The 13,787-nt window shown below is 46.2% G+C and carries 18 protein-coding genes; 5 read left to right on the plus strand and 13 right to left on the minus strand.

Features of this window, described 5'->3' with window-relative positions; genetic code table 11:
• Window positions 1-213: 213 nt before the first annotated feature.
• The 3 genes from UXZ23_RS01190 to UXZ23_RS01200 form a co-directional block, all read right to left on the minus strand.
• A complete protein-coding gene (locus UXZ23_RS01190) occupies window positions 214-573 on the minus strand; it encodes a hypothetical protein (protein ID WP_015485605.1) in 360 nt (119 codons plus the stop codon).
• A gap of 1 nt (window position 574) precedes the next feature.
• Window positions 575-1,606: a hypothetical protein gene (locus UXZ23_RS01195; protein ID WP_320818837.1), complete on the minus strand. Its 1,032-nt coding sequence runs from the start codon at window positions 1,604-1,606 to the stop codon at window positions 575-577.
• A gap of 123 nt (window positions 1,607-1,729) precedes the next feature.
• Complete coding sequence (locus UXZ23_RS01200) at window positions 1,730-2,077, minus strand: DUF4112 domain-containing protein (protein ID WP_320818838.1); 348 nt, start codon at window positions 2,075-2,077, stop codon at window positions 1,730-1,732.
• A 49-nt stretch (window positions 2,078-2,126) separates the two neighbouring features.
• On the opposite strand from UXZ23_RS01200, the gene UXZ23_RS01205 reads away from it, so the two are divergent.
• Both UXZ23_RS01205 and UXZ23_RS01210 read left to right on the plus strand, forming a co-directional pair.
• The gene (locus UXZ23_RS01205; RefSeq protein WP_320818839.1) at window positions 2,127-3,572 is read left to right on the plus strand and encodes a hypothetical protein; all 1,446 of its coding nucleotides are present in this window, start codon (window positions 2,127-2,129) and stop codon (window positions 3,570-3,572) included.
• A gap of 19 nt (window positions 3,573-3,591) precedes the next feature.
• Window positions 3,592-4,800, plus strand: coding sequence for a hypothetical protein (locus tag UXZ23_RS01210; RefSeq protein WP_320818840.1), 1,209 nt, complete (start codon window positions 3,592-3,594; stop codon window positions 4,798-4,800).
• On the opposite strand, the gene UXZ23_RS01215 is transcribed toward UXZ23_RS01210, so the two are convergent.
• The 4 genes from UXZ23_RS01215 to UXZ23_RS01230 form a co-directional block, all read right to left on the minus strand.
• Window positions 4,797-5,111 (minus strand): molybdopterin dinucleotide binding domain-containing protein, encoded by a 315-nt coding sequence (locus UXZ23_RS01215; protein ID WP_320818841.1) that lies wholly within the window; start codon window positions 5,109-5,111, stop codon window positions 4,797-4,799. The two genes, UXZ23_RS01210 and UXZ23_RS01215, sit on opposite strands and share 4 nt — an antisense overlap.
• Window positions 5,111-5,554 carry a hypothetical protein gene (locus tag UXZ23_RS01220; RefSeq protein ID WP_320818842.1) on the minus strand — a complete coding sequence of 148 codons (444 nt, stop codon included), beginning with the start codon at window positions 5,552-5,554 and terminating at the stop codon, window positions 5,111-5,113. The genes UXZ23_RS01215 and UXZ23_RS01220 overlap by 1 nt, the downstream gene beginning before the upstream one ends.
• Before the next feature lie 124 nt (window positions 5,555-5,678).
• On the minus strand, window positions 5,679-6,515 hold the full coding sequence (locus UXZ23_RS01225) for a molybdopterin-dependent oxidoreductase (RefSeq protein ID WP_320818883.1): 837 nt from the start codon (window positions 6,513-6,515) through the stop codon (window positions 5,679-5,681).
• Window positions 6,516-6,556: 41 nt separating this feature from the next.
• A complete protein-coding gene (locus UXZ23_RS01230) occupies window positions 6,557-6,850 on the minus strand; it encodes a hypothetical protein (protein WP_320818843.1) in 294 nt (97 codons plus the stop codon).
• Window positions 6,851-7,020: 170 nt separating this feature from the next.
• Between UXZ23_RS01230 and UXZ23_RS01235 the strand changes: the two genes are divergently transcribed.
• From UXZ23_RS01235 to UXZ23_RS01245, 3 genes are all read left to right on the plus strand, one after another.
• Window positions 7,021-7,671: a hypothetical protein gene (locus UXZ23_RS01235; protein ID WP_320818844.1), complete on the plus strand. Its 651-nt coding sequence runs from the start codon at window positions 7,021-7,023 to the stop codon at window positions 7,669-7,671.
• A 311-nt stretch (window positions 7,672-7,982) separates the two neighbouring features.
• Window positions 7,983-8,267: a hypothetical protein gene (locus UXZ23_RS01240; RefSeq protein WP_320818845.1), complete on the plus strand. Its 285-nt coding sequence runs from the start codon at window positions 7,983-7,985 to the stop codon at window positions 8,265-8,267.
• A gap of 204 nt (window positions 8,268-8,471) precedes the next feature.
• A complete protein-coding gene (locus tag UXZ23_RS01245; RefSeq protein ID WP_320818846.1) occupies window positions 8,472-9,077 on the plus strand; it encodes a Pycsar system effector family protein in 606 nt (201 codons plus the stop codon).
• Between the two features lie 98 nt (window positions 9,078-9,175).
• Here the strand turns inward: UXZ23_RS01245 and yeiP are convergent, their stop codons facing one another.
• The 6 genes from yeiP to petA all read right to left on the minus strand — a co-directional run bounded on the left by yeiP (window position 9,176) and on the right by petA (window position 13,686).
• Window positions 9,176-9,742: an elongation factor P-like protein YeiP gene (yeiP, locus tag UXZ23_RS01250; protein ID WP_320818847.1), complete on the minus strand. Its 567-nt coding sequence runs from the start codon at window positions 9,740-9,742 to the stop codon at window positions 9,176-9,178.
• Between the two features lie 210 nt (window positions 9,743-9,952).
• Window positions 9,953-10,375 carry a ClpXP protease specificity-enhancing factor gene (locus UXZ23_RS01255; protein ID WP_320818848.1) on the minus strand — a complete coding sequence of 141 codons (423 nt, stop codon included), beginning with the start codon at window positions 10,373-10,375 and terminating at the stop codon, window positions 9,953-9,955.
• A complete protein-coding gene (gene sspA / locus UXZ23_RS01260; protein WP_320818849.1) occupies window positions 10,375-11,001 on the minus strand; it encodes a stringent starvation protein SspA in 627 nt (208 codons plus the stop codon). Before sspA ends, UXZ23_RS01255 begins: the two co-directional genes overlap by 1 nt.
• A 95-nt stretch (window positions 11,002-11,096) precedes the next feature.
• A complete protein-coding gene (locus UXZ23_RS01265) occupies window positions 11,097-11,855 on the minus strand; it encodes a cytochrome c1 (RefSeq protein WP_320818850.1) in 759 nt (252 codons plus the stop codon).
• Between the two features lie 2 nt (window positions 11,856-11,857).
• On the minus strand, window positions 11,858-13,090 hold the full coding sequence (locus UXZ23_RS01270; RefSeq protein ID WP_320818851.1) for a cytochrome bc complex cytochrome b subunit: 1,233 nt from the start codon (window positions 13,088-13,090) through the stop codon (window positions 11,858-11,860).
• Complete coding sequence (gene petA, locus UXZ23_RS01275) at window positions 13,090-13,686, minus strand: ubiquinol-cytochrome c reductase iron-sulfur subunit (protein ID WP_320818852.1); 597 nt, start codon at window positions 13,684-13,686, stop codon at window positions 13,090-13,092. Before petA ends, UXZ23_RS01270 begins: the two co-directional genes overlap by 1 nt.
• Window positions 13,687-13,787: the final 101 nt, after the last annotated feature.

Raw genomic sequence — 13,787 nt, forward strand, 5'->3', positions numbered from 1 at the left:
AAATTACTAAAACGGTTTGGCCGAGTAGAGCCCAGAGTTCAGAAAAGACGGCCTAAGCCATTTAAATTACTAACCCGACCACGAGCAGAGCTAAGAGCTGAATTAATGGGCTTAGGGGAATGGAAAACGGCCTTAACTTAGAGGCATTCGACTCTGACCCCTTGAATTCCTTGAATTCTAATTCTGTTATCGAGGTAAAGCTCTGCCCCTGAATCAGGATTCAGGAATAAAGAACGAGCCGATCAATCCAATTAACATTGCAGAGTAGAAAGATACAACCAACGCCGTACCTATCAGCTTTTCCGCTTTAAGAGCGTAAGGTCTGATACTCCGGGCATCGATAAGAGGGTTCCCATCATGGTTCAACGGATTACCCATAGGTACGCCGATTGCAGTCGCAATCATCAAAACTCTTAATCCCATGATATCAGTAGAACAAGCCCTACTCTCCCCCGCGTCCTCCATCCTTTTATCGATTTTTGGTATAACGCCGTAAGAGAAGACAAACCAGAGAACCGCAGATACAAGAAATAGCGAAAAAAAGCTTGTGAAAACTACCGCCTCAATCGTCATTTTAATCCACACTCCTCATAATCCATTCTGCGCCATCTTGGCTCAGGCTATCGACCTTAGAGCCAACAAAATACCCGACGGCCAAGCTTCCCGCGAATATTCCACCAAGTAACATCCAACCGATAGGTCCAGCGAATGTTAACCCGGCCTGGACAGCCAAATAAGTACCACCGGCAAACGTTAGCTTCCCTGAACCCATGCCAAACGCCGCACCCAGTCCAAACCCCGTCATCTGCTTGGCCCCTTCCCGCATCCAATCGCCACCTTCGGCTTCAATATCCATGACTTTAACTACACGCAGGCCTGCATCGACCACAATTGCTGTATTGCCAAGCCGATTCACTAGCTTCCCCATACGCGCTAGTTGGCTGGCTTGAAGTTGGCCTTCAACGTTTAGCCGTACATCGACTTTAGGGGAATTCGCATTTCGTGTTGCGAGTGTAATACCGCGCTCGGCATTGCTGAATGCGGTGCCGCGATTTTTAGCGCGTACAGCTTCTGGTGAGAATTTTTGTAATTCGATGCCATAACGAGTTTTCAATTCTGCATAAGCTTCACGAACGCGTACTTTGGCTTGCTGGATTGCCGCGGCTTGCCCTCGCCCGTGATTATTCGACGCGATTAAAGTACGCAGTCCGTTTAATGACTTCTGATAATTAACGATGGCTTTCTCAAAGTTATCTAAGCGAGCAACCGCTGCTGTGCTGGCTGCTCCGATAATAGAGTTTAGTTTCTGCGTATTTTCATCACTGAAATAGCGATCAAAAAAAGCGGCTAGCGCTAACGTTTCATTACCGCAGGCTTGAGCGAGGTTACCAATACACTGACGCTGTGGCGCCGGAAGGTAATTTAGATAAGCACGTATATTCGTGGAGAGACTATCGTCCTCAAGAGAGAAAATACTACCTTGCTGCAAATAAGCACCCGTTGCAGTGTTATTTACACGGCACAGTTGATCAGCCGAACGATCATCCAAGCCGGCGAGAAGAATCGACGGTGTTGTGGTGTTTTGTACAAATAGCATTTCGGGCATGGGTATAGTCCTTTATTAGCCTGCCGCTTACTGCGGCCCACTGGTCATCATTCCAGCGGAATTAAGAATTGTCATTATGCTATACGCCCTCATTAGCAACAACCTAGGCATCTGCGATTGGCGCTAAAGCCCTAAGAACTTCCGCACCAATTTTGCGTTACGTATATTCGCTTTAAAGCCAATGTCAAAGATGTCGCCCAATATCGGCACCGAGCCGATGACGGTATCAATGGCGATGTTCAACAGCATTTTAGCGATCAAGCCAAAACCAGCCCCCATGCGTCGCGCCTCTATCACTGGGTAGAGAGCCAGTAAGAATGCAATGCCGTCGCCAACACCTGGTATTAAGCCGATCAGTCCGTCGATACCAATGGAAATATTGGTAAAAGGAATATGGAATTGGGCATCCATTAGATGCGCAAAGGTTTCAATGCGCTTTAGGCATTCTGCGTTCGATTTAGTCTCTGACATTCAAAATCCCTCCTGTATACTTGGGGCTTCTGAGATTGTTGATTTTATTATGCGCTATTTCGCAATATTAGCCTTATCGGGTCTTGTTTGGGCGAGCGGTTCTGCTGCCGAACAGGCACGTACGATGGATGCTGGCAGTGGCTCAGAAACTGCCCTATCTGTTGCTATAAACGACGATCCAACCAAGGTGGTGGAAAGCACTTGTCCTGTGGTTTCGTTTGCGGATGTGTTCGCAGACCCCGACAACATCCGCCTAAATTATTGTTATCTTCGGCAAAAAGTTGATGGCGGCGAACTAAAAGCCGCCCTGCCAGTGGTTGAACGCCTCTTGCTGTTGGAGCCACATCAAGAGCAAGTACGAGTTCTGTACGCCAGTTTGTTATATCACAACGATATGATGAGCGATGCTAAACGAGAATTTACTGGCGTCGACCGTGTTCGCCTGCCACAAAACAATCAAACCTTAGTTATCGACTATCTACATAAAATCGACGAATTAGACAAACGCTTAAACCAATCTTTGGATTTCTCTTTAGGCGGTCATTTCGATGACAACCGTAATGCTGCGCCTGAAGGCGATACGATTCTTTTCTATGGTTTTGAATTCCCATACAAAATCGAAAAGGTCGATGATTACGGCACTCAAGGCACCGCTCGATACGATATAGCGTACAAGTTTGGCGAGTATCGCAGTCATCGTGTACTGGGGTCTTTAGAGTACGCACGTGATAATCAAGCATACTATGACAATGAAGATTTCGCGTCGCTAAACAGTTCCGCCGGTGCACGCTTTGATCTAGGCGGCTCAGACCTAACGACACTCGGCTACTACTCGTTTCATCGTCTAAATGGTAATTCGTTTCTGCGCAGTGTTGGCTCGCAATTGAGCCTTAGTCACTCATGGTATTTACGTGAGCAGAAACTCACCTATCGTACGATAGCTTCGAGTGGTTGGTTTTCAGATACCTATATGAATAGCGACGCTAGCCAGAACGCAGAGATGAATTCTGGTGATCGCGTATACGCACGTCTGTATGGCTCGGTAACGTTTAATAGCAGCCAACAGTTATCGCTAGGGCTTAATTACACCAATAAGAATACCGATGCTCCCGATACCACAGATTACGAATACAATTCTTGGAATGCTAGCCTTGGGCATTTATGGATGTTCGGCGCGGGCCACAGCTTATCAACCTATTTCAGCGGTGGCCGACTAAGCTACAAAGGCACAGCCATGAGCATTACGGGTGATCCGAGTAAAGTTCGCTTAGATACGCCGGTGCGTATTTCGATAACGCTAGAAACTCCAATTGCTTGGTTTGTTGATGCCATGGCGATTGGCAATGGCGATAAAACAGCAGCCAACTTACCGGGTTTTAAAAATTTCACACTCGCTTTATCCGGCGAATATTTAAGCAATCATTCAAACATTCCTAATTATGACTACGACAGTGTCCGTTGGCAGGCGCTTTTACGTAAGCGTTTTGAATTTTAATGTTAAGGGGATGATGACAATGAAATTATTTAGAGCACTGAGCCTAATTACCCTTTCCATTCTTTGTAGTATTAATGCGACAGCAAGTCAGGTCGGTGTGATTGCAGGGTTGCACGGCCATGTATTTATTGAACGCAATGGTATCGAAATTCCGTCCGTTAGCGGTGCTGCAATCCTAATTGGTGATCACGTTCGTACTCGTCATGATCAAATATTTCAGCTCATTTTATTGGACGAAACGGTATTTACCTTCGCGGGCGATGTCGATATCTCATTGGATGTTTATGAATACGATAAAACCACTCATATTGGGCGTTTACAAATAACCCAGTACGCAGGTCTGATGAAGTTTTCCACGGGGCACATCGCCAATGGACAAGCTGGGGCCTTTCAAATTAAACAGCCTAATACGGATATTGCCGTATTAGGCACGACAGGCGTTGTCGGCATGCTGAGTTCTGAGCAAGCGGCGACTTACTTTCCTCAGATCAAACTCCCTGCAACCACCGAACCTGTGAGTTATGCGGCTTTAATGGGGCCGGGCCCTCGTGCTGCGCGCTGGGTAAAAAGTGGGGCTTTTCGCTATACCAGCGATCAAGGCACAGTAGACTTAACCAAACCCGGCGGTAGTGTCTTAGCCGTTAAGGGGAGCACACCTGTTGTATTCGTTGCACCGGCGCTGGATATTAGCCAAGCCGTGTCCTATGACAGCGATAAAGATGATAACGACGGCAAGAACAGCAGCGGAAGTTCGTCTACTGCGCAAAACAATCAGGCGATGGAATTCGGTAACTTGTCCGACACCTTGCCTTCAGTAACAAACAAGGGTTCGGCGAATAGCGATACACACTTAGGCGGTGATTCTATTAATGGGGCCTTGTTAAGAGATATTCGTAATTTATTGAATAACGAATCAATGAATAGTGTTATTCAGCGTCTTGAACAAACAGAAGGAATTCCTGATCAGATTAATCCAGAGATTGATCCTGCGCCGATCAACCAGATTCCAATTAAGCCCATTGATCTAGCACCAATAGAACCGATTAAGCCGATTGATCTAGAACCGATTAAACCCATTGAGCTAGAACCGATCAAACCCATTGATCGAGCTCCGATTAAACCAATTGATTTAGCGCCGATTGAGCCGATTGATCTAGAGCCGATTAAACCAATTGAGCTAGATCCAATTGCTCCGATTGAACTAGCGCCGCTTGAGCCGATTAATTAATAGACCAGTTGCACTGCCACCGATTTAAACGCAGGCGTATGACTGCGTTTATCACGATCTAGTCCAATCAACACATCGGCCTCTGGGTAGTAAGCCATGACATTGCCTTGTGGGATGTCGAAGGGTTGCGCATGCACGGATTTCATCACACAGTGAGCAGACACCACATCGACCTTATCACCGGCACTCAACGCCATGGCTTTCATGTCGTCGGGATTCAGCAGCACGGTCCAGCGATTATCCACTCCGCGATAGCTGTCAGTTTCTTCGTAAATAATACTGTTAAATTGGCCTTCGCTACGCACACTCATCAAGGTAAAAGGATACTCGGCACCACATTGGCGATGGTTTCGCGAATGCTTTGGTGTGATTTAAATACACTCATATCGAACTGTTCTGGCGGCAGGGTTTTGACCGCGATACTAGTGAGCATATCAACCTCAGAGCGCACATACGCCAGACGAGTAATACCGCCATCACTCAAGCGCACATAATTAAACATGGATTCTTGCGTGGTGGGTTGGGCTTCTTCATCGCGTGCCATGACGGGTAAAATTAACGCGTCGCTGTTATCACAAACATGCACATGGCCGGCATTCAGCGTGGTGGTTAAATAGACTTTAAAACCGACCTTATCTAACGCCTGTTTCGCCCATACCGAGTTCGGAGTCGCCTGATATAAATTGCCGCCGAGAATTAACGCAGCATCCATTTTACCTTCTGCGGCTCGCTCTAAACACGCGAGTGTATCCAACCCTTCTGGCGCTTATGGCGCTTCTGGCGCTTCTGGAAAACTGACATTGAGTTCAGTCTGTAAGCCTTGAAAAATATACTCAGGTAATACCGGTTTCACCCCTATGGTGCCGATACCTTGCACATTACTGTGGCCGCGCAGTGGTACCCGACGCGCCGATCATGCCGCGCATTAAGGCCAGATTGGCGATGTACTCAATGTTTTCGACGCCGTTTAGATGATGGGTCATACCCATTCCCCAAGCAAACACCGTATTTTTAGAACGTGCATAAGCCAGTGCCATGACTTCGATATCGGCTTTAGCGACACCGCTGAGCTTTTCAATTTCGGACCAAGAGGTGTGATTAATATCGGCTAAAAACGCGTCATAACCCTGCGTATATAGCTCAATAAAAGATGGCGCGGTGTGATTGTTTTCGATTATGTATTTGGCAATGCCTTTAAATAAGGCTAAATCACCGCCAATGTTTGGCTGTACATAAACCGATGCTATATCGCTGCCGCCGGTAATAATCGATCGCATGCTTTTGGGTAATGCGAATTTAATTAAACCGGGCTCTTTAGCCGGATTAATAACAATGACTTCACCACCGCGATCGCGACAGGCTTTTAATTTATGAATGAAGCGCGGATGGTTGGACGCTGGGTTCGCACCGATCACAAAAATAGCATCGCACAAGCTGAGGTCTTCTAGCTCCACCGTTGCAGTACCCGCACCTATGGTTGTGCCTAAGCCTTCGCTGGTCGCCTGATGGCAGTAGTAGGAGCAGTTAGTAACATTATTAGTGCCGTACAAGCGCGCAAACATTTGCAGTACAAATCCAGCTTCGTTAGATGACCGCCCCGACGAATAAAAGAAAGAACGCGCGGCAGGTGTATTGGCGAATTTTTCGGCAGTGTAATTAATAGCCCAATCCCAATCGATTACTCGAAATTTATTGCTGCTTTTTTCTTTAAAGATGGGTTTCCCTAAGCGCCCTAAATGTTCTAGTTCATTTGGGGTTAGGTCTTTGAAATCGTCGAGTGGTGATCAAATAATTCATCCGGAATCGGGGACTGCAAATCGGTCGATTGCGCTTGAATGCTTTTATTACACACAGATGGGTATTCGTGCATCTCGTTGATCATGCCGCCTTCTTGGCCACCCATGCCCAAACCACAGGCTTTACAGGTGTTATTAGCGCGCAGGGCTTTTTGCGAATTCATCAGCCCCATACGGCGCATAGTATTCAGCGCATACAGTATTTTCATAACACCACCACCAACCGGTATGGCCTTACCCGACGAGTTCTTCATGCTTAAACATACCTCAACCAGATATCACATCATCACTATGCCTGAGGGCTCTAGTACCTGCCAAGGTCGATTCCCTATAAGACTAGGATGAACAAGTAGGCCAGCGAGCAATAAGGTCATTTGGCCTGATAATTGCGTATTACCTCTTATCATCTTCGGAGGATGTTCAGGTGGATATCAATAGTTCGTCATCTAGCTATCAGAATTTATTAACCATGCTTGGTAAGAGTTCGTCTTCCACTACCGGAGCAACCGCAAGCGATAGCACGGCAATAACAAGCTCCGCTTCTGGCAAGCGCTCCGTACAAATAGGCAACGATAAGGTGTCCCTATCATTGCATGCGGAAAAACTTAGCCGCATTAATGCCGAATTCTTCTCTGGTCGTATGAGTTCAAGTGATATTCCAGCACTTGCTCAGCGTTTGTATAAAGATGGCTTTATATCCGCCAGTGAGTATCAAAATCTTGGTGGCCAAGAAGATGATATGTCGACCATCACTCAAGCTTCGAATTTTCTGAATACCTATATTCTTGATGAAGAAGTCGATGGCGATAACACGGCGGCAAAAGCGATATTAAATGTCATTGATGTGATAGATCGCATGGATGAAAGCATTACACCAGCACATCGCCAAGCTGAAATTGAAGCATTCGACTATGTCACCTCATACACCGAACAACTGATAGAGAAAGGCGCACCAGAGAGCGTGATAGCCGGTTTTGAAAACGTTTTCGACGTGCTAAGCGCTTTAAATACGGTTCGCAGTAGCGAACAATCAAGCGATGCAACCGCTAGTTACACGAGTATTCAGGATACGTAACTGGCACGTAAAATGCCCGTAACTAATACACGTTCGCTGCGCCTGCAGCCGATCCCCTCAAAAGCGCCACTCTCCAAATTGTGTCGCACTCATTATGATCCATATCAATATCCGAACGTGTATTTCCATTAAAAAAATCTCTAATCCGACGAGCCTAACCGCGTCGGCAATTACTAGCGAAGTTAAACAAAAGACGACAAACGAATCCGTGTAGGTTTGAGCATTACGCTGCGCTAAGAAGGATTGGAATGGTCTACATCAGAAACAGAAAGTGGCTCTATTCGTAATCGCCTACAACCAGAGTAAATGGAATGCATTCGATTATTCGCGAACATGTTGAAGGGATTGATCGCCAGTTCGATGAGTATCGCGACAAGTTATCGCAAATACTTGCGGTAGCCTCGAGTCGAGAACCGCTACCAGTGAGCAACGAGATTACCAGTGGCTGTTTGGATAGAATCTGGGAGCAAGCAAAATCTGCGCAAAACAACCCTACTCTAGCTCTTTATCTACAGGGTCGTATGGCAGAAACAGATCGACATTATCTACTCGGCGATATTATAGGGCATTTATTGGCTAAGCCATTTACAAATTAGGCGCCGACCTAGGCGAAAAATATACATCCAACCTGCCCTCGTCGCAGTTTAGACGCAGCAGCGAGAGCACCTCTCGCTACTAATCTTAACTATCGAATTCTACTGAGAATGCTCGACACTATTCATTAATCACCATATGTTAATAACCTGGCCCACACCCTAAAATAGTACCCTATCCACGTTGACGTGTTTCGGAGCAGTACAATGAATAAGTCGATAACGGACAACGATACCATTTCAGGTATTTTGTCTTTAGACGAACCAACAGCAGTTAAACCAAACACTGGGGGCATAATTGATTTACTCAATGCCGTACATAGAAGTCATCTACGACTGAATGCTATGGCCGATCAGAAAGCGAATATTCTGATGGGTATCATAGGTATTATGTTTACTGTGGTACTCACAAAGCTCACGAGCACGGAATCTTACGCGACGCATGTTCAACTGATCTTGATAGTCTTCATATCGTTGGAGCTGATTGCCTTCTCCTCCAGCTTGATGGTGATAGCCCCAAAATTCCACGGAAAATTCGCAATCAAGAATATTGAGGCAATGCCCAATCCGTTCTTTTTTGGTTTCTACACCAACTTCACAGAAGAAGATTACGTAGCCCACATGCTGAACAGCATTGAAGATAACGAACAGGCTAAAGCGCTATTCTTGAAAGACATCTATCAGATGGGAAACATACTAAAGCGGAAATACAAACAACTTAGACGCGCTTACCTTTTCGCCTTTCTTGGCGTGGCGACTTCGTTACTGCTATTTATTGCGGATGTAGTGGTCAATCTAATAAGCGCTGCGTAATAACGCCTTAAGAACAAAAAATAAGTTGAGAACCACGTTTGCAGCTCTCAACTTATGGTATTCATCGACGCAATAATCTCGGTTTTAAACCAAGATTCTTATGCACGACCAGTAAACTTAGACTCTTCAACGTTAACGCGAATGCGATCACCTGTTGAGATGTGCTCAGGAACCTGCACAACCAAACCAGTGCTTAACGTTGCTGGTTTAGTGCGAGAGGTTGCCGATGAACCTTTCATTGCTGGCGCAGTATCAACGATAATCAACTCAACAACACCCGGCAGATCAACCCCGACTGGCGCATCGTTCAGAACAACAACTTGCAGGTTTTGCGTATCTTCTGCGATAAACAATGCTTCATCAGCAATTGTTGCTTTGTTCAAACTGTAAGACGTGTAGTCTTCGCTATCCATGAATACGTATTCATCGCCATCAATGTATGACAGCGTTACCGGACGACGAGTTAGATCAGCTAGGTTTAGCATATCGCTGTCTTTGAAAGACTCGTCTAGCTTTGCACCTGTAACCACGTTGTACATGCGCATACGATAGATAGAACCACCGGCGCGACCTTGTGGTACAGAGCGTTCAATATCTTTAACAAAATACACGTTACCGTCATATTCAACGGCGGCGTTTTTCTTAATTTCACTGACCTTTGGCATTGTCCGCCCTCTCCTAAAAACCCGAAGGTTACTATATAGATGCAGCACCTGAAAAGTACCCAAATGTACAAAGCAGAAACCTCACTCAGTCATCGGGGAAATAATGCTGCCAGATTAAATTCTTGGCGCTGAATACAAATTCAGCAGCGCTTCAAAATACCGACAGGTATAAAAAAACCGCCTTGCGGCGGCTTCTTTAGCGTACGAATGCTACTTTACTACTTTCAAAGAAGGTCGAATACCGCTTGGCACTACATCAGCTTTCTTCGCTGACTTAGGCGGAGGTGTTGGATCACTAGGATCTGGCGCTCCCGCTTCAGAGCCAAACACCATTCCTTGGCCATTCTCTTTTGCATAAATAGCAAGTATGGCAACCAATGGCACGAATACGTCCATTGGTACGCCACCAAACCGTGCATTAAACGACAACCCTTCCTGAGCCATCGACAAATCACGTACAGCGCCAGTGCTGATATTCAGCACGATTTGCCCGTTGTTAACAAACTCTTGGGGAACTTGTACATTCGGCAAACCGGCATCAACTAACACATAAGGCGTACAATTGTTGTCGAGAATCCACTCATGAAGCGCCCGCATTAAATACGGACGGCTAGGTGTCATTTTATCAGCCATTAGTCGCGCATCTCGCGTTCTGCTTCAGACAAACTCGCCTGAAATGATTCACGCTCAAACAAACGCTCCATATATTGCATCAATGGCTTAGCCGGCTTTTCTGGCAGTTCAATGCCTAAAACTGGCAAGCGCCATAAGATTGGTGCAACACAGCAATCAACGATGGAGAAGTCTTCACTCATGAAGTAAGGCATCTCAGCGAAGATCGGCGTAATCGCCATCAAACTATCGCTAAGTTCTTTACGAGCTTTATCTACATCTTTGCCTTTACCAGACAAAATAGTTTCAATCAGACCGCACCAGTCTTTCTCAATGCGATTGATCCACAAACGGCTCTGCGCGCGCGCAACCGGATACACCGGTAACAACGGCGGATGCGGGAAGCGTTCGTCTAAATATTCCATCATCACATTTGGTTCATACAGAACCAGCTCACGGTCAACTAACGTTGGCAGTGAGTTATATGGGTTCAGGCTTGCCAGATCTTCTGGCTTGTTATCTGGATCGATGTCGTGAATTTCTACCGCAACACCTTTTTCTGCCAGTACGATACGAACGCGATGGCTATAGTGATCCGCCGCATCTGAATAAAACGTCATGGAAGAGCGTTTCGCCACAACCCCCATAGTTTCCTCTCTTTTTTCTTAGCAATGCCAAAAATAAATATAGCCCGACCGCTAAAAGCGGCCGAGCTGCATAGACTTGCGATGTCTGAATGACGTTATTTAACGTCGCGCCAAAACTCTTTGTTCAGCATGTACACTGGTACAAAGAAGATAGCTAGGAACAGAAGTACCCACCATCCAAGGCGCTCGCGCTCAACTGCGATAGGTTCAGCCATGTAGGTCAGGAAGTTTACCAGATCGAACACCAACTTATCGTATTCGCTTGCAGACAAAGAACCTTCTTCTGCCAAATACAGAACATCGTGATGTTCTTCAGTGATTTCTTGACCAGTTAAAGTATCGAAACCAACAGCAACTTGAGCAGTACCTTTCAATTGTACGCCCTGCAAATCAGCCAATACGTGCGGCATACCAACGTCTTTAAAGACAACGTTGTTGACACCCCAAGGACGACTAGGATCGACATAGAAGCTGCGTAAGTAGGTATATAACCAATCTGGACGACGCACGCGAGCAACCAAGGTCAAATCTGGTGGCGGTGCACCAAACCATTGCTTAGCGTCTTCTGTCGTCATAGCAATCGTCATTAGATCACCAAACTTCTTATCGGGGTCTGATACTAGATTTTCCATCATTAACTTTTCAGGAATCTCTAAGTCACGTGCTACACGGTTATAACGAGCGTGTGAAGTTGCATGACAACCCATGCAGTAGTTAGCAAAGGTTTGAGCACCGCGCTGCAATGAAGCATTATCGGTTAGATCAGTTAAGTGCTTGTCTAAGTGAACATCGCCACCGGCAGCCAAAGCAAACGCAGGGATAACCGCTGCAATTAACGCAAATATCTTTTTCATTATTAATGGCCCCCGGTTACGCGTTCTGGCACTGGTTTGGTTTTTTCCATGCGGGTATAGAACGGCATTCCGATAAAGAAGCTGAAATAAATAACCGATGCAACCTGTGCAATAGACGTTAACGTTGCTGTCGCAGGCTGAGTACCCAACCAAGTCAACAATACAAAGTTGAAACCGAATACCACGATGAATATCTTACTGATCCAACCTTTGTAGCGCCAGCTTCTAACAGGGCTACGATCCAACCAAGGCAATACGAATAGGATAGCAATTGCAGCACCCATCGCGATCACACCTAGCAATTTATCTGGAACAGCACGCAAAATTGCATAGAAAGAACCGAAGTACCAAACCGGAGCAATGTGAGCTGGTGTTTTCAGGCCATTTGCTGGTTCAAAGTTCGCGTACTCTAATGCGAAGCCGTTACCTTCTGGGAAGAAAAACAGTACCGTACAGAAGATCATCAAGAACACAACGATACCCACCAAGTCATGCACGGTGTAGTAAGGGTGGAACGGGATACCATCTAATGGCTTACCGTTTTCATCTTTCAATTTCTTAATATCAATGCCATCAGGGTTGTTAGAACCCACTTCATGAAGCGCCAACAAGTGAACAACCACCAAACCAACAATTACTAATGGCAAAGCAACAACGTGCAATGCGAAGAAGCGGTTAAGTGTCGCACCAGAGATCAAGAAGTCACCACGGATCCATTCAGTCAGTGCATCACCGATACCGAAAGGAATAACCGAGAATAGAGAGATAATTACCTGCGCACCCCAGTAAGACATCTGTCCCCAAGGTAGTACGTAACCCATGAATGCCTCGGCCATCAGAGCTAGGTAAATCAACATACCGAAGATCCAGATCAATTCACGTGGCTTCTGGTATGAGCCGTACAGAACAGCACGCATCATGTGCAGATATACAGCAATAAAGAAGAAAGTAGCACCAGTAGAATGTAGGTACCGAATTAACCAACCCCATTCAACGTCGCGCATGATGAATTCAACCGATGCGAATGCACCTTCAGCGCTTGGAACGAAGTTCATAGTCAACCAAACACCCGTAAGGATCTGGTTAGCTAGCATCATCATGGACAATACGCCGAAGAAGTACCAAAAGTTGAAGTTCTTCGGTGCATAGTACTTAGACATATGCTTTTCAAAGGTCTGTGTGACCGGCAGACGGTCATCAATCCAACCCATGAGCGTATTTTGCTGTTTGCTCATTATGCACTCTCCTCGTCAACGCCAATCACCAGAACGTTATCGCTTTCGTAGGTGTACGGAGGTACAACTAGGTTGGCAGCAGCTGGTGAACCATTGAATACACGACCCGCCAAATCGAAACGTGAACCGTGACACGGGCAGTACCAACCACCTTTCCAGTCAGAATCGAACGGCTCTGGCTTAACTTCAGCGAAATATTTAGGAGCGCAACCTAGGTGTGTACAAACACCTAGCAAAACCAACAAGTCTGGCTTACGTGAACGATATCCGTTATCAGCGTAAGCTGGCTGTTGATCTTTGTTGCTGTTTTCAGGATCTTTTAAACGACCAGCCAGAGTGCCTAGAGTATCTAAGGTTTCTGGTGTGCGACGCACGATATAGACAGGCTTACCGCGCCACTCGGCGGTGAGCATGGCACCTGGTTCAATTTTATTGACATCGACTTTAGCCGGGGCACCAGCAGCCTTCGCTTTTTCACTTGGCAACCAAGATTTTACGAATGGCACTGCAAGGAAGCCTGCACCAACTGCACCGACAGCACCGGTCGCACCCACGAGCAGAGTACGCCGAGTCTTATTCACGCCGTCTTGACTCATTACCATCTTCTCCCATCAAAAAAATTCTTTCGTCGCCAGCCGGTCAGGAGCGCTTGCACAATTTTTGTACAGACCAAGCGTAGCATACAGAGCGGCGCTCA

Source organism: Thalassolituus sp., from assembly GCF_034111725.1.
GTDB lineage: Bacteria > Pseudomonadota > Gammaproteobacteria > Pseudomonadales > Oceanobacteraceae > Thalassolituus.

Excerpts from the sequence above, each read along its gene's own strand:
- sspA (WP_320818849.1), bottom strand. The coding sequence starts at position 11,001 with ATGGGGGTTGTGGCGAAACGCTCTTCCATGACGTTTTATTCAGATGCG.
- UXZ23_RS01245 (WP_320818846.1), top strand. The coding sequence starts at position 8,472 with ATGAATAAGTCGATAACGGACAACGATACCATTTCAGGTATTTTGTCT.
- UXZ23_RS01265 (WP_320818850.1), bottom strand. The coding sequence starts at position 11,855 with ATGAAAAAGATATTTGCGTTAATTGCAGCGGTTATCCCTGCGTTTGCT.
- UXZ23_RS01230 (WP_320818843.1), bottom strand. The coding sequence starts at position 6,850 with ATGAAGAACTCGTCGGGTAAGGCCATACCGGTTGGTGGTGGTGTTATG.
- UXZ23_RS01215 (WP_320818841.1), bottom strand. The coding sequence starts at position 5,111 with ATGAGTGTGCGTAGCGAAGGCCAATTTAACAGTATTATTTACGAAGAA.
- UXZ23_RS01240 (WP_320818845.1), top strand. The coding sequence starts at position 7,983 with ATGCATTCGATTATTCGCGAACATGTTGAAGGGATTGATCGCCAGTTC.
- yeiP (WP_320818847.1), bottom strand. The coding sequence starts at position 9,742 with ATGCCAAAGGTCAGTGAAATTAAGAAAAACGCCGCCGTTGAATATGAC.
- UXZ23_RS01200 (WP_320818838.1), bottom strand. The coding sequence starts at position 2,077 with ATGTCAGAGACTAAATCGAACGCAGAATGCCTAAAGCGCATTGAAACC.
- UXZ23_RS01205 (WP_320818839.1), top strand. The coding sequence starts at position 2,127 with ATGCGCTATTTCGCAATATTAGCCTTATCGGGTCTTGTTTGGGCGAGC.
- UXZ23_RS01255 (WP_320818848.1), bottom strand. The coding sequence starts at position 10,375 with ATGGCTGATAAAATGACACCTAGCCGTCCGTATTTAATGCGGGCGCTT.
- UXZ23_RS01190 (WP_015485605.1), bottom strand. The coding sequence starts at position 573 with ATGACGATTGAGGCGGTAGTTTTCACAAGCTTTTTTTCGCTATTTCTT.
- petA (WP_320818852.1), bottom strand. The coding sequence starts at position 13,686 with ATGAGTCAAGACGGCGTGAATAAGACTCGGCGTACTCTGCTCGTGGGT.
- UXZ23_RS01195 (WP_320818837.1), bottom strand. The coding sequence starts at position 1,606 with ATGCCCGAAATGCTATTTGTACAAAACACCACAACACCGTCGATTCTT.
- UXZ23_RS01270 (WP_320818851.1), bottom strand. The coding sequence starts at position 13,090 with ATGAGCAAACAGCAAAATACGCTCATGGGTTGGATTGATGACCGTCTG.
- UXZ23_RS01210 (WP_320818840.1), top strand. The coding sequence starts at position 3,592 with ATGAAATTATTTAGAGCACTGAGCCTAATTACCCTTTCCATTCTTTGT.